At 60.9% G+C, this 13,774-nt stretch carries 10 protein-coding genes; 8 read left to right on the top strand and 2 right to left on the bottom strand.

The window, feature by feature from the left end:
- Positions 1-125 precede the first annotated feature (125 nt).
- Together P9273_RS15395 and P9273_RS15390 are read left to right on the top strand one after the other, a co-directional pair.
- Entirely contained in the window at positions 126-1,754 is a 1,629-nt protein-coding gene (locus tag P9273_RS15395; protein ID WP_278049675.1) for a fatty-acid--CoA ligase, read from the top strand.
- Between the two features lie 82 nt (positions 1,755-1,836).
- Complete coding sequence (locus P9273_RS15390) at positions 1,837-2,622, top strand: DUF1499 domain-containing protein (protein WP_278049674.1); 786 nt, start codon at positions 1,837-1,839, stop codon at positions 2,620-2,622.
- On the opposite strand, the gene P9273_RS15385 is transcribed toward P9273_RS15390, so the two are convergent.
- Positions 2,623-3,531, bottom strand: a complete 909-nt coding sequence (locus P9273_RS15385) for an MBL fold metallo-hydrolase (protein WP_278049673.1) — start codon at positions 3,529-3,531, stop codon at positions 2,623-2,625.
- 204 nt (positions 3,532-3,735) lie between these two features.
- Here P9273_RS15385 and P9273_RS15380 point away from each other — a divergent pair, with 204 nt between their 5' ends.
- The 6 genes from P9273_RS15380 to P9273_RS15355 all read left to right on the top strand — a co-directional run bounded on the left by P9273_RS15380 (position 3,736) and on the right by P9273_RS15355 (position 12,656).
- The gene (locus tag P9273_RS15380; protein WP_278049672.1) at positions 3,736-4,326 is read left to right on the top strand and encodes a biotin transporter BioY; all 591 of its coding nucleotides are present in this window, start codon (positions 3,736-3,738) and stop codon (positions 4,324-4,326) included.
- Between the two features lie 220 nt (positions 4,327-4,546).
- Entirely contained in the window at positions 4,547-5,437 is an 891-nt protein-coding gene (gene rfbA / locus P9273_RS15375) for a glucose-1-phosphate thymidylyltransferase RfbA (protein ID WP_278049671.1), read from the top strand.
- Positions 5,430-5,984: a dTDP-4-dehydrorhamnose 3,5-epimerase gene (gene rfbC / locus P9273_RS15370; protein ID WP_278049670.1), complete on the top strand. Its 555-nt coding sequence runs from the start codon at positions 5,430-5,432 to the stop codon at positions 5,982-5,984. The genes rfbA and rfbC overlap by 8 nt, the downstream gene beginning before the upstream one ends.
- A gap of 14 nt (positions 5,985-5,998) precedes the next feature.
- Entirely contained in the window at positions 5,999-7,126 is a 1,128-nt protein-coding gene (gene rfbB, locus P9273_RS15365; protein WP_278049778.1) for a dTDP-glucose 4,6-dehydratase, read from the top strand.
- Positions 7,123-8,028: a dTDP-4-dehydrorhamnose reductase gene (rfbD, locus tag P9273_RS15360; RefSeq protein ID WP_278049669.1), complete on the top strand. Its 906-nt coding sequence runs from the start codon at positions 7,123-7,125 to the stop codon at positions 8,026-8,028. The genes rfbB and rfbD overlap by 4 nt, the downstream gene beginning before the upstream one ends.
- Complete coding sequence (locus P9273_RS15355; RefSeq protein WP_278049668.1) at positions 8,025-12,656, top strand: glycoside hydrolase family 99-like domain-containing protein; 4,632 nt, start codon at positions 8,025-8,027, stop codon at positions 12,654-12,656. The genes rfbD and P9273_RS15355 overlap by 4 nt, the downstream gene beginning before the upstream one ends.
- A gap of 43 nt (positions 12,657-12,699) precedes the next feature.
- On the opposite strand, the gene P9273_RS15350 is transcribed toward P9273_RS15355, so the two are convergent.
- The gene (locus tag P9273_RS15350; protein ID WP_278049666.1) at positions 12,700-13,665 is read right to left on the bottom strand and encodes a hypothetical protein; all 966 of its coding nucleotides are present in this window, start codon (positions 13,663-13,665) and stop codon (positions 12,700-12,702) included.
- Positions 13,666-13,774: the final 109 nt, after the last annotated feature.

Below are 13,774 nucleotides of genomic sequence, written 5' to 3'. Positions count from 1 at the left end.
ATTATGGCGGTTTTCCCGGTTCTTCGATCCATCCACGGAGTTCGACTTATGGCGGCTGGACAAACCGCCGGTTCGTTCCACAATGCGTGAAACAAATGGCGCGAATGCGCAACGGGGAGGAACCGATGCTTGGATTGATGCAGGAATGGCCGCTGCTTTGCCACAAGCTGCTCGATCATGCCGAGCGCCAGCACGGCAGCCGGGAAATCGTGTCGCGCTCGATCGAAGGTCCGATCGTGCGCACCACCTTTGCCGAAATCCATCACCGGGCGCTCAAGGTGGCGCAGCGGCTGGAGCGTGACGGCTTCGTACTCGGCGACCGCATCGCGACCCTTGCCTGGAACACGGCCCGCCATATCGAGGCCTGGTACGGCATCATGGGCATCGGCGCGATCTACCACACGCTTAACCCGAGGCTTTTTCCCGAGCAGATCGCCTGGATCATGAACAATGCCGAGGACAAGGCGATCTTCGTCGACCTGACTTTCGTGCCGCTCCTGGAAAAGATCGCCGGCGCGGTCCGATCGCTGCGACGGGTGATCGTGCTGACCGACCGGGCGCATATGCCGCAAACGTCGCTGGCGAATGCCGTCGCCTACGAGGAATGGCTGGCCGAGGCCGGCGGCGCCTTCGCCTGGAAGACCTTCGACGAGAACACCGCGGCCGGCATGTGCTACACCTCCGGCACGACGGGCGACCCGAAGGGTGTTCTCTACAGCCATCGTTCGAACGTCCTTCACGCCATGATGGCTGCTATGCCCGACGCCATGGGCCTGTCGACGCGCGATGTCGCCCTGCCGGTCGTGCCGATGTTTCACGCCAATGCCTGGGGGCTCGGCCAGAGCGGACCGATGATCGGTGCCAAGCTGGTGATGCCGGGCTGCAAGATGGACGGCGCCTCGATCTATGAACTGCTCGACACCGAAAAGGTGACGTTCAGCGCCGCCGTGCCGACCGTCTGGATGATGCTGCTGCAATATCTGGAGGAGACCGGCAAGAAGCTGCCGTATCTGAAGAAGGTCGTGATCGGCGGGGCGTCTTGTCCGCGGGCCATTACCGCCAAGTTCCAGGACGATTACGACGTGCAGGTGGTGCATGCCTGGGGCATGACCGAGATGTCGCCGCTCGGCACGCTCTGCACCCTGAAGCCGCAATATGAGACGCTAACCGGCGAAGCGCGGCTCGATGTCCAGGCCAAGCAGGGTTTTTCGCCCTTCGGCGTCGAGATGAAGGTGACGGACGACGACGGCAACGCGTTGCCCTGGGACGGCAAGACCTTCGGGCATCTCAAGGTGCGCGGCCCCGCGGTGGCCCGCGCCTATTATGGCGGCGCCGGCGCCGAGCAGTTCGATGCCGATGGCTGGTTCGACACCGGCGATGTCGCCCATATCGACGCCAGCGGCTATATGCAGATCACCGACCGCGCCAAGGACGTCATCAAATCCGGCGGCGAATGGATATCGACCATCGATCTCGAGAATCTCGCCGTCGGCCATCCGGACGTGGCGGAGGCGGCGGCCATCGGCGTCCCGCATTCGAAATGGGGTGAGCGGCCCTTGCTCGTCGTCGTCAGCAAGCCCGGCAGGGAGCCGAGCAAGGGCGACATCCTCGCCTTCATGAGCGGCAAGGTGGCGAAGTGGTGGATGCCCGACGATGTCGCCTTCGTCGATGAAATTCCGCACACCGCCACCGGCAAGATCCAGAAGACCAGTTTGCGCGCCCAGTTCAAGGATTACCGCCTGCCGACGGATTGACGAAAAATGTTCGATCTTTCGGCTTCAAGCCCGCGCCAAAAACCTCTAAGTCTCGGTTCGGACTGGGGTAATGCGGCAGACGATGGCTACAATTCCTGAACGGCAGACGTCGAGGGCGGCCGAATGGTCGCGGCGGATCGGGGCATTTTCTCTCGTCCTCTTGCTCACCGTCGTTGCCGCCTACAGGCTGGGCTTCGTCGACACGCCGCCTTTCCTGTGGGTGCTGGCGGTCGTGGCGCTGCTGGCCGCGCTTGCCCTGCTGCTGGCGGGCCTGGCCTTGTCGCGGGTCTGGGGTTTCGGCACTCGCGGCGGCCGCGATCTCAGCATCGGCGCGCTGCTGGCGCTGCTGGTGCTGGCCCCCTACGGCGTCGCGGTCTACTGGGCGACGATCTATCCGCCGCTGCGCGACATCTCGACCGATCTCGACGACCCGCCGGCACTGGACACCAGCGACCGCACTGCCGACATGAACGAGCTGTCGCCGCCGACGCCGGGCGAACAGAGCCTGCAGGCCGATGCCTATCCGCTGGTCAACGGGCACAGCTACAATCTGCCTTTCGAAACCGTGGTCGACGCTGTCGAAACCGTGCTCGACCGCCGCGACTGGCAATTGACCGCGCCTTATCCCGACATCAACGGGCAGAGCGAGGCGACGATCAATGCGCTGGCAAGGGGCTTCGTGCTCGGATTACCGGCCGATGTCGCCATCCGCGTCACCGACGACGGCGAGCAGGTTATTGTCGACATGCGCTCGGCGTCGCGCTACGGCCGCTACGACCTCGGCGACAACGCCGCCCGCATCACGGAATTCCTTGGCGAGCTCGATCAGGAGGTCGCCGGGCAGGTTGGCGCGGCACCGGCCGAGTGATCATCCGGCCGGGCTGAAAACGCCATCGATCGCCGGATCGCCTTTGGTTGCGACCATGCGACGCGCGACCAGATCCTCAAGATGGGCAAGCACCGAAAGCCCCGCGGCGCCGTGCAGCCGCGGGTCGGTGTCGCGATAGATCGCCGCGACCATTTCCGTTATCGTCCGGTCTCCGGCGCGGATGCGCTCCAGGATCGCCCTTTCGCGCGTCTTACGATGGGTCTTCAGGCCGCGCATGAACCTTTGGGGCGCGGTCACAGCTCCACCATGCCCCGGCAACAGCAAGCGATCCCCGCGTGCGAGGAGCTTGTCGAGGGAGCTCATATAGTCGGCCATGGCGCCGTCCGGCGGGGCCACGATCGAGGTCGACCATGCCATGACATGGTCGGCTGAAAACAGGGTTCCGGTTCCCTCGAGGGCAAACACGGCGTGGTTTGCGGTGTGGCCAGGCGTCAGCACGGTGCGGATGGCCCAGCCGTCGCCCTCAGTCAGCGCATTGTCGGCCAGCACGATATCGGGAACGAAGGTGACGTCGGCGCTGGCGTCGAGCGGATTGACCTCGCCGATGCGCAAAGGCCGCGCCGGCCGATGCGGGCCTTCGGCAAGCGTCGGCGCGCCGGTCAACTCTTTCAATCGCGCCGCGAGCGGCGAATGGTCGCGATGCGTGTGGCTGATGAAGATATGGCTGACCGGCCGACCAGCGATCGCCCTGAGCAGCGTTTCGAGATGGGCGTTGTCTTCCGGCCCCGGATCGATCACCGCCAGCGTGTCGCGGCCGACGACATAGCTATTGGTGCCGTGGAAGGTGAACGGGCTCGGATTTCTGGCGGTGATGCGCAGCACATCCGGCGCAACCGCAACCGCCCGGCCATAGGCCGGATAGAAGCTGGTGTCGAATTCAAGGGCCATGCCGGTGTGCTCCATTGCAATGCGGCAAAATGATTGCCGCCCGATACGGAAGCCAATATAGGAAAATCAATGCATGTCGCCCAAAAGTGCGCAGCGGTTTTGGGAGACCGACATGCATCAAGACAAACTTTAAAGCGCGTCGCCTGAATCCGTTTCTGCGCGATGGCTTTAAAAGCCAGCAAATCAGCCAGAACGGGGAAGACCATGGCAACTGCAACCACGATGCGTCCGCTTGTTTCTCTCACCCTGCCGGATCGGGGCGCAGCCCGGCTCGCCACCCAGCTCTTCCTGGCGCTTACCGGAACCCTGCTGCTGACGCTTTCGGCCAAGACCAAAGTGGTGCTCGGCCCAGTCGACATTTCGCTGCAGACGCTGGCCGTCCTGTTGATCGCCTCGGCATTCGGCCTGCGGCTCGCCGTCGCGACGCTCCTTCTCTACCTCGCCGAGGGTGTTTTTGGCCTGCCGGTCTTCCAGGGCACGCCGGAAAAGGGCATCGGCATCGCCTATATGCTGGGCTCGGCCGGCGGCTATCTCGCCGGCTTCGTGGTCATGGCGGCAATCGCCGGCTGGGCCGCCGATCGCGGCTGGGACCGCAACCTCCTCAAGCTGTTCGGCGCCATGCTGACGGCGGAAGTCGTCATGATGGCCATGGGCTTTGCCTGGCTGGCGATCCTTATCGGGCCGGAAAAGTCCTGGCAGTTCGGCGTCCTGCCCTTCATCGTCGGTGACCTGATCAAGGTGGCTTTGGCCGCCAGCCTTGTGCCGGCCGTGTGGACATTGCTCAAGCGCGGCTGAGCCAGACCGACGGAAAAAGGGCCGGCGGGCGACGAGCGTCCGCCGGCCTTTTTCATGCCGCAATCGGATTTCGCTCGAAACCATCGCATGCCGGATGATAGAAACGCTGAAGTAGCGTCGGGAAGCAGTCGAAGCCGACATTGACAAGCCAGCGCCCGAAACCTAAGCACGGGCAACTTGGCGTCGAGGCGGGGGCCGCGGTAGTTCAAGGAGAGGCTTGTTGAAAGGAATTATCCTTGCGGGTGGCAGCGGAACACGCCTTTATCCGCTTACATTAGCGGTTTCTAAGCAGATACTGCCGATCTACGACAAGCCGATGATCTATTACCCGCTGAGCGTGCTGATGCTCGCGGGAATTCGCCAGATCCTGGTCATTTCAACGCCGCGCGACTTGCCGGTCTTCCAGGCATTGCTTGGCGACGGTTCCGAATTCGGGCTGGAATTGTCTTATGCCGAGCAGCCGCAGCCCAACGGCCTTGCCGAAGCTTTCATCATCGGCCGCGACTTCATCGGCAAGGAGAACGTGTCGATGATTCTCGGCGACAATATCTATTTTGGCGGCGGCCTGTCGCAGCTCTGCCGCGAGGCGGCGACGCGCGATGCCGGCGCCTCGGTCTTCGCTTATTATGTCGACGATCCCGAGCGCTATGGCGTGGTCTCCTTCGACAAGGTGAGCGGCAAGGCCCTGACGATCGAGGAAAAGCCGCAAAAGCCGAAGTCCAACTGGGCCGTGACCGGTCTTTATTTCTACGACAACAATGTCGTCGACATTGCCTCGACCATTCGCCCTTCGTCGCGCGGCGAGCTCGAGATCACGGCGGTCAACAATGTCTATCTCGAGCGTGGCGAATTGCATGTCCACCGCCTCGGACGCGGCTACGCTTGGCTGGACACCGGCACGCATGACAGCCTGCTCGAGGCATCGTCTTTCGTGCGCACCATCGAGCATCGCCAGGGCATCAAGATCGCGTGCCCGGAAGAGATTGCGCTGGAGCAGCGCTGGATCGGCGCCGACAAGGTTCTGGATCGCGCCGCACGGCTCGGCAAGAACGAATACGCCGCCTATCTGCGCCGGCGGGTGGCCGATCTGATGGAGGAACGCAGTGCTTGAGGTCAGGCCGCTCGGCCTCGACGGCGTGCTGGAAATCGTGCCGAAGCGGCATGGCGACGCGCGCGGTTTTTTCAGCGAGACTTGGAATGCCGAACGCTTCGCCGAAGCCGGCATCGACCTCGCCTTCGTGCAGGACAACCATTCCTATTCCGCCGCGGCAGGCGTGCTGCGCGGGCTGCATTACCAGCTGCCGCCACGCGCACAAGCCAAGCTGCTGCGCGTCATCCGGGGCAGCGTGCTCGACGTCGCGGTCGACATCCGCCGTTCTTCGCCGACCTTCGGCAAATGGGAAGCGCTGGAGATATCGGCCGAGAAGGGCAATCAGGTCCTGGTGCCGAAGGGCTTCGCGCATGGTTTTGTCACGCTCGTGCCGGATACCGAGGTGCTCTACAAGGTGACCGACACCTACTCGCCCGGGCATGACCGCTCGATCCGCTTCGATGATCCCGCTATCGGTATCAAATGGCCGTCGCTCGCCGGCGGCTTCCAGCTTTCGGACAAGGACCGCAACGCGCCCCTGCTGGCCGTGGCGGAGGTGTTCGCGTGAGGAGGGACGGCGGCATGAATTTCCTGGTCACCGGCGGCGCCGGCTTCATCGGCTCGGCCGTGTGCCGGCATCTGTGCGCCAATCCGGCCTACCACGTCACCAATCTCGACAAGCTCACCTATGCCGGCAACCTCGCTTCGCTGAGGCCGATCGAGAACGCGCATAACTACCGCTTCGAGCAGGCCGACATCTGCGATGAGCGCGCCGTGCTGGAGATCTTGCGCCGCGACGACATCGACATCGTCATGAACCTCGCCGCCGAAAGCCATGTCGACCGCTCGATCGACGGTCCCGGCGCCTTCATCGAGACCAACATCGTCGGCACCTACCGCATCCTGAATGCGGCGCTGGAATACTGGCGCGGACTGTCCGAAGAGCGCAAGGCGGGCTTCCGCTTCCATCATGTCTCGACCGACGAAGTCTTCGGCGACCTGCCTTTCGACGGCGGCATGTTCGTGGAGGAGACGCCCTATGCGCCGTCCTCGCCCTATTCGGCCTCGAAGGCCGCCTCCGACCATCTGGTGCGGGCCTGGCACGAGACCTATGGTCTGCCGGTGGTGCTGTCCAACTGCTCGAACAATTACGGCCCCTATCATTTTCCGGAGAAGCTGATCCCGCTGGTCATCCTCAACGCACTCGACGAGAAGCCGCTGCCAGTCTACGGCGCCGGCGCCAATGTGCGCGACTGGCTGTTCGTCGAGGACCACGCGCGGGCCCTTGAACTGGTGGCCACCAGGGGGCGGCCGGGCGAGAGCTACAATGTCGGCGGTAATTCCGAGCGCACCAATCTCGGCGTCGTCGAGGCGATCTGTGATCTTCTCGACCTGCGGCGGCCGCGCGCCGGCGGCAAGCGCTATCGCGAGCTGATCGCCTTCGTCACCGATCGCCCCGGCCATGACCGCCGCTATGCGATCGACGCCTCCAAGATCGCGCGCGAGCTCGGCTGGACGCCCAAGGAGAATTTCGACAGCGGCCTGGCAAGGACCGTCGACTGGTACCTCGAGAACAAATGGTGGTGGGGGCCGATCCGCGAGCAGCGCTACGCCGGCGAGCGGCTGGGCCGGGCCGCGGCGGAGAAGCGCCCGATCGAAAACGCAAAAATCGAAAGCAGCCCGGCCGAGAGCAGGAAGGTGACCACGTGAGGCTTGCCGTCACCGGACGCGAAGGCCAGGTTGCCGCAAGCCTGGTCGAGGCGGCGCGGGGCCGCGACGATCTCGAAGTCGTCGCCGTCGGCCGCCCGGCGCTCGACCTGGCGCGGCCCGACACGGTGCTCGCGGCCCTTGAAGCGGCAAGGCCAGACATCGTCGTTTCCGCCGCCGCCTACACCGCCGTCGACCTGGCCGAGGACGAGAAGGATCTGGCCTTCGCGGTGAACGCAACCGGCGCCGGTAAGGTGGCGGACGCCGCGGCAAGGCTCGGCGTTCCCGTCATCCATCTATCGACCGACTATGTCTTCGACGGCACCAAGGGCGGCCCGTATGTCGAGACAGACCCGACCGCGCCGCTCGGCGTCTACGGCGCCTCCAAGCTCGCCGGCGAGAAAGCCTTGGCGGCGGCCAACCCGCGCCACCTCATCCTGCGCACCGCTTGGGTCTACAGCCCTTTCGGCAAGAATTTCGTCAAGACGATGCTGCGGCTGGCCGCCGATCGCGACGAGATTGCGGTCGTCGCCGACCAGTGGGGCAATCCGACATCGGCGCTCGATATCGCCGACGCGATCCTGCATGCGGCGCCGAAGCTGGTCGACGGCCGGAATTTCGCCGCCTTCGGCGTCTATCACCTGGCGGGTCAGGGCGAGACCAACTGGAGCGGCTTTGCCCGTCACATCCTCGACACAAGCCAGGCGTTTGGTGGCCCGCACGCGACAGTGCGCGATATCGCGACGATCGACTATCCGACCAAGGCTAGGCGGCCGCAAAATTCGCGGCTGTCGAGCGCGAAGTTTCAGGGTGTGTTTGGGTGGAGCGCGTCGCAGTGGCGGGAGGCGATACAGGAGGTCGTGCGCCGTCTCCTCTTGGACACGAGACAGGCATTGAGCGTATGAACAAGGCTCCATCATCGAAGGCCGCGACTGGCCGCGATGCTTTCGGCAAAACAGAGCCGAAGGCGCATGCCACGGCGAAGCTGGGGACAGCCAAACCAGCCGCAGCAAACCGCACGTGCATCATGGTGCTAGGCATGCATCGTTCGGGAACGAGCGCGCTAACCAGGGTGATCAGCTTGTTTGGGGCTGAGCTGCCAAAGAATATGATTTCGAGAGATAGCAACAATGCGACTGGGTATTGGGAACCAGAAGTATTGAACGCACTCGATGATCGTATACTTGCAGAGGCCGACAGTCGTTGGGACGATTGGCGTACCTTCGACATAGCCAATCTGGCCAAGCCGCGAGTGCAATTCTACCGGGCTGAGATCGCGCGCATCCTAGAAGAAGAATATGGCGAAGCTCCACTCTTTGTGCTTAAGGAGCCACGGATCTCTCGATTTGCGCCGTTCTATGCCGACGTCCTGAAGTTAATGAAGATCGATGTCCGTTATGTGCTGACTGGTCGTAATCCTCTTTCGGTTGTCGCCTCGCTTGGCAAGCGTGACGGCTTTACGCCTGGGTTTGGCGCGCTTCTATGGCTGCGCCACGAACTTGACGCCGAGCATGCCACGCGCGGCAAGCCGCGAGTCCTCGTGTCATACGAGGCGCTCATGCAGAATTGGCGCCGTGAAATCGAGAAGATCACTGCCGCGCTGGCCATTGACTGGCCACGAGCCATGGGCGATGTTGCGGCACAGGTGGATACCTATCTTTCGCGCGAGCATCAGCATCATGTCGCGGGAGAAGCGCAGCTATTAGCCGACGAACGTATCGCCGGCTGGGTTAAGGACACCCATGCAGCCTTCACCGCGCTCAGTAATGAGGTGCAGGACGCAGAGGCGTTCGCTACTCTCGACAGGGTGAAGACCGAATTCGACTCGGTCTCGCCGATCTTCGGTGACGCATTCTACCCTGAGCTTCAGGCTCGGCAGGAGATTTGGGCACAAGCGCAGGCCGACTTACGAAAACTCGCAGACGACAGCGCTGAACTGGCCCAGCAACGTGCGGTCGAAGTTGAGACATTGACTGCTGAGGCGCGGCGCGGACAAGCCGACCGGGACCAATATCATGCCGAGCACGACAAGCTGCGTCGGTTGGCCGACGAGAGCGCTCGAAAATACAAGGAACTTCAGCATGAGAATGCCGCTCTCCGCGCCCATGCCGCCGGGCTGGAGATCGAACGGGATCGCGCCCGTGATGAGGAAAAGCGTCTGCATGATGTTCTTGATGCGGTCTACAGGAGCAGGTCTTGGCGAATGACGCAGCCGGTCCGTGCTGTGAGATACGGCATCGCCGCAATAGCACGTATTCCTGCCGCCGGTCGTAACCATTTGGCCGGGGCCGCTTACGCTTCGTGGCATCGACTTCCGATACCCGACGACGTGAAGCAGAAGCTCAAAAATGCTGTTTTCCGTTTCTTGCCGTTCCTCTTCAAAAAGACTAATGCCTATCGTGCCTGGCGGAGTTTCAACTCTTTCGCCAAGGAGTTGGCCCCGATTGCCGGCACCCCCACAGCCTCCTTGGACTCGCCGAAGCTTGAGTATGTTCCACTCCTGGACGCGGAACCATTGGCCAACAAGCCGGTCCGCGTAGTCGCTTTCTATCTTCCGCAGTTCCATCCAATTCCAGAAAATGACGAGTGGTGGGGCAAGGGTTTTACAGAATGGGTCAATGTGGAGCCTGCGCAGCCGCAATTTTTGGGACACTATCAACCTCATGTACCGGGCGAGCTTGGCTATTATGATCTCCGAGACAAGGCGGTGCAGCGCCGCCAGATCGAATTGGCCAGGCTGTACGGAATAGAGGGTTTCTGCTTCTACTTCTATTGGTTTGCGGGGAAAAGGTTGCTCGAAAAGCCGTTGGAGAACTGGCTCGGCGACAAGGACCTGGACCTTCCATTCTGTTTGTGCTGGGCGAACGAGAACTGGTCCCGTCGGTGGGACGGGCGTGACAGCGAAATCCTGATAGGCCAGAGCCATTCGCCGGAGGACGATCTCGCCTTCATAAAGGAAGTGGCGCCATATCTCCGCGACCCTCGGTATATCCGGATCGACGGCAAGCCAGTTCTTCTGATCTACCGACCGAGCTTGCTCCCCGATGCCGGTGAGACGGCCATGCGCTGGCGTCAGTGGTGCCGCGAGAACGGCATCGGGGAAATCTATCTCGCCTATACGCAGTCGTTCGAGAAGACCGATCCAAGTAACTATGGCTTCGACGCGGCTGTCGAATTTCCGCCGAACAACTCCGCCCCGCCGAATGTGACCAATCAGGTCACGCCGATGCACGGGGATTTTGCCACAACGGTCTACGACTGGTCGGTTTTCCCGCAGCGCAGCGAGAAATACCCACCGCGCCAATACAAGCTCTTCCGCTCTGTCTGTCCGGGATGGGACAATACCGCCCGCCGCAAGAATAGCGGCACCGCATTTATCAATAACAGGCCCGATCTATACAAGAAATGGTTGGAAAACGCTATTAACGACACAGTTAAATGCATTGAAGAGCCCAGCGAAAGGCTGGTCTTTGTCAATGCCTGGAACGAGTGGGCAGAAGGGGCGCATCTCGAACCGGATGCGCAGACCGGCTATGCTTACCTTCAGGCAACCCGCGATGCGTTGGAGGCGACAGGCCGTGGAAAGAAAAGCATCGTCGTAGTCTCACATGACGCACATCCGCACGGTGCGCAAATGCTTGCGATGAGTATGGCGCGGGGTTTCGGTGAGTTGGGCTTCAGGTCTGAGTTGATCGTCTTGGGCAACGGAAGTCTGCTCCCTCGCTTTGCCGAAGTGGCCAACGTGCATATGATCGACCTCGCGGCGGAGAACGAAGCAAAAGTGTTGGGGCGCCTAGAGGCGATCCGATCTGTTGGAGCAGAAATAGCGATAGTCAACACCACGGTCTCTGGCCTTCTCGTCCCCTTGTTGAAGAGAGCAGGCTTTTGCACCGTCTCACTTGTTCATGAACTGCCTGGCGTCTTGGAATCGCAAGGACTCGACCGCCATGCCGCCGCTATCGCGGAACACGCCGACGCTGTTGTGTTTCCCGCTGAGATTGTTCGCTCCGGTTTTGAGAATTTCGTTGGCAGATCAACCGGACGATCAATGATCCGCCCGCAGGGTTCCTATTTTCGCATGCCGTTTCACGAGAAGGACAGGGCTCTGGTGCGGGAGCGAGTGCGCAGGACGCTCGGCCTGCGCCGGGACGCCCGCATTGTGCTTTCGGCCGGATACGGAGACCATCGCAAAGGGCTGGATCTCTTTGTGGATACTTGCATGAAGGTAATGAAGGTTAAGCCCGACGTAACTGCCATTTGGATCGGCCATGTCGACCACACGTTGCACGCGTCTCAAATGCAACGGGTAAAAGACGCCCGGCTTGAGGACAGGTTCGTCTTTGTTGGATTAGTCAAGGATCCGCGCGAGTTCTATTTCGCGGCTGATATATATGCTTTGACTTCGCGCGAAGATCCATTCCCCTCAGTAGTGCTTGAAGCATTGGACGCGGCAATTCCGATCGTCGCTTTCCGAGACGCTGGCGGCTTCCAAGATCTATTGAAGCGCGATTGCGGCATCCTTGTGCCCAAGCTTCACACTGATGCGATGGCCGGCGCCATTCTCAATCTCCTCGATCATCCGGACCGAGCCGGACGTATGGCAGGGGTTGGACGTGAGATCGTTCGACAGGAATTTGGCTTCAGTCACTACCTGCACGATTTGCTGTCCTATGCCGAAAGGCCTTTGCCAAAGATATCCGTAGTGGTGCCGAACTACAATTACGGCCGGTATCTGAACGCACGTCTCAATTCGATTGTGAGACAGACAGTACGGCCCTACGAATTGATAGTGCTTGATGATGCCTCGACAGACGACAGTGTCGAGGTTATCGAAGAATTCTTGGCCCACTGCGACATACCAAATAGGCTGATCCGGAACGATCGGAACTCAGGCTCGGTATTCCGCCAATGGACGCGTGGTGTTGAAACGGCGCGCGGCGACTACGTTTGGATTGCAGAAGCGGATGATCTCGCCGATCCCGACTTTCTTGCGGAACTCCTGCCCGCCTTTGGACGCGACGATGTGGTCATGAGCTACTGCCAGTCGCGGCAGATGGACGGCGACGGACGGATCTTGTGCGAACATTATCTCGACTATGTCTCAGACATAGACCGGTCTCGCTGGACCAAACCCTACCTTGTGGATGGGCGCCAGGAAATAACCGAGGCGCTGTACCTTAAAAACACCATCCCGAATGTCAGTGCGGTTCTGTTTCGCCGAGAACCACTGCTTGATGTTCTAGGTGCGGGGCTAGACGAAATCGCTTCCTACAGGAATGCCGGTGACTGGGTTGCATACCTGCGGCTGCTCGAGAAGGGCAGTGTCGCATTCCATTCGCGGTCGCTCAACTCGCATCGTCGGCATCAGTCTAGCGTGACAGTAAGCGGGGGCGACGCCAGGCACCTACAGGAGATTGCGCGCGTCCAAGCAGAGACGATCGCGCGTTTCGACTTGGGAGCGGCAGAGCAAGTTGCAGCAACCGGCTACGTCCGACGGCTCTACGACCAATTTGGCCTCGTGCCGAGCGACTGAGCGTACGCATCTGCTATGTGATCTGCAGCGCGTTGATGCGATCCTATGGACCATCCACCGAGCGTTGGAACGTACGACCGGCACGCCTTGCGACCGATCTGAGTGCTCCCGCGATGCTTGTCTTGGCCGGCCGCCAAATAGCTGAGATCCTCACACCCCTGGGGTGGCATTCGCTAGAGGTAGGGCGAGGCTCAAGGAGGAACGCTTCTTGGAAGCCGGCGCGGAAATGCGGTCGATAGGATGGCAGTGCCCGACGCATGTGCTTAATGCACGTCCTGACGTTCTTGGCCGTCAGCGGATATTCCCATGGCTCGCTTGTGATGGTGCGCAAGATTTCGACAATAGCGTGGTGTTGTTCGGCGGTGGGATTGGCAGTGTTGACAAGCCGAAGTGCTTCGACCAGCGGGTAAGGCAGCGATTCGTTTCCGCCGACCTCGCCATAGTCGAATCCATCACCTGCGACCCCGATCATCCTCAAAAAGTCGGAACAGATCGAACCGCCTACCCACTGGTTCCTATCGTAGGGCGCCAATGTGAGATTTGATACCTTCAGCCATCTCCTTAGGACGTCCATCTGTGATGGGTCATAGGCGAATGGCCTCTCGTTGAGCGGTCGCTTCCAATGTCTATCATGGTGCCGGACCACCTCGTTAAAGGCTGAAATGACGATATCGCCAGGGTGGCGGATATAGGCTATTACTTGGACGTCATGACCCCTGAGACATTGTAGAAACAGATCAAGGTCTACTTCCGGCTCGCAAAGCATCTCCGAGCTGATAAGCACCGTCTTGTTTTCTGCCTCATCGAGCGTCGTTGCCAACCGTGTCGGACCATGATCAAATGACCCCGGCATGAATGCCATCGCCAATGGATTATGGTTCGGCCAATCGGGAATCGTCGGCTTGTAAACAACCCCACGGCTCGAAAGCAGCGCCGCATTCCGCTGCAGAAACGATTGCAACGCACTTGTGCCGGTCTTGTGGACGCCGATATGGAGAATGACATTCATAACTTGGTTGACCGCAATTTTTTTCTTTGCTGGTTGCTAATCAAATCGGAGGAACACATCTCTTCAAAACCGCCTCTGGAACTGCCCAAGATCGAATCCATTATGCCGT

The organism is Mesorhizobium sp. WSM4935 (assembly GCF_029625735.1).
GTDB lineage: Bacteria > Pseudomonadota > Alphaproteobacteria > Rhizobiales > Rhizobiaceae > Mesorhizobium.
This window is presented reverse-complemented; position numbering and strand designations above follow the sequence as displayed.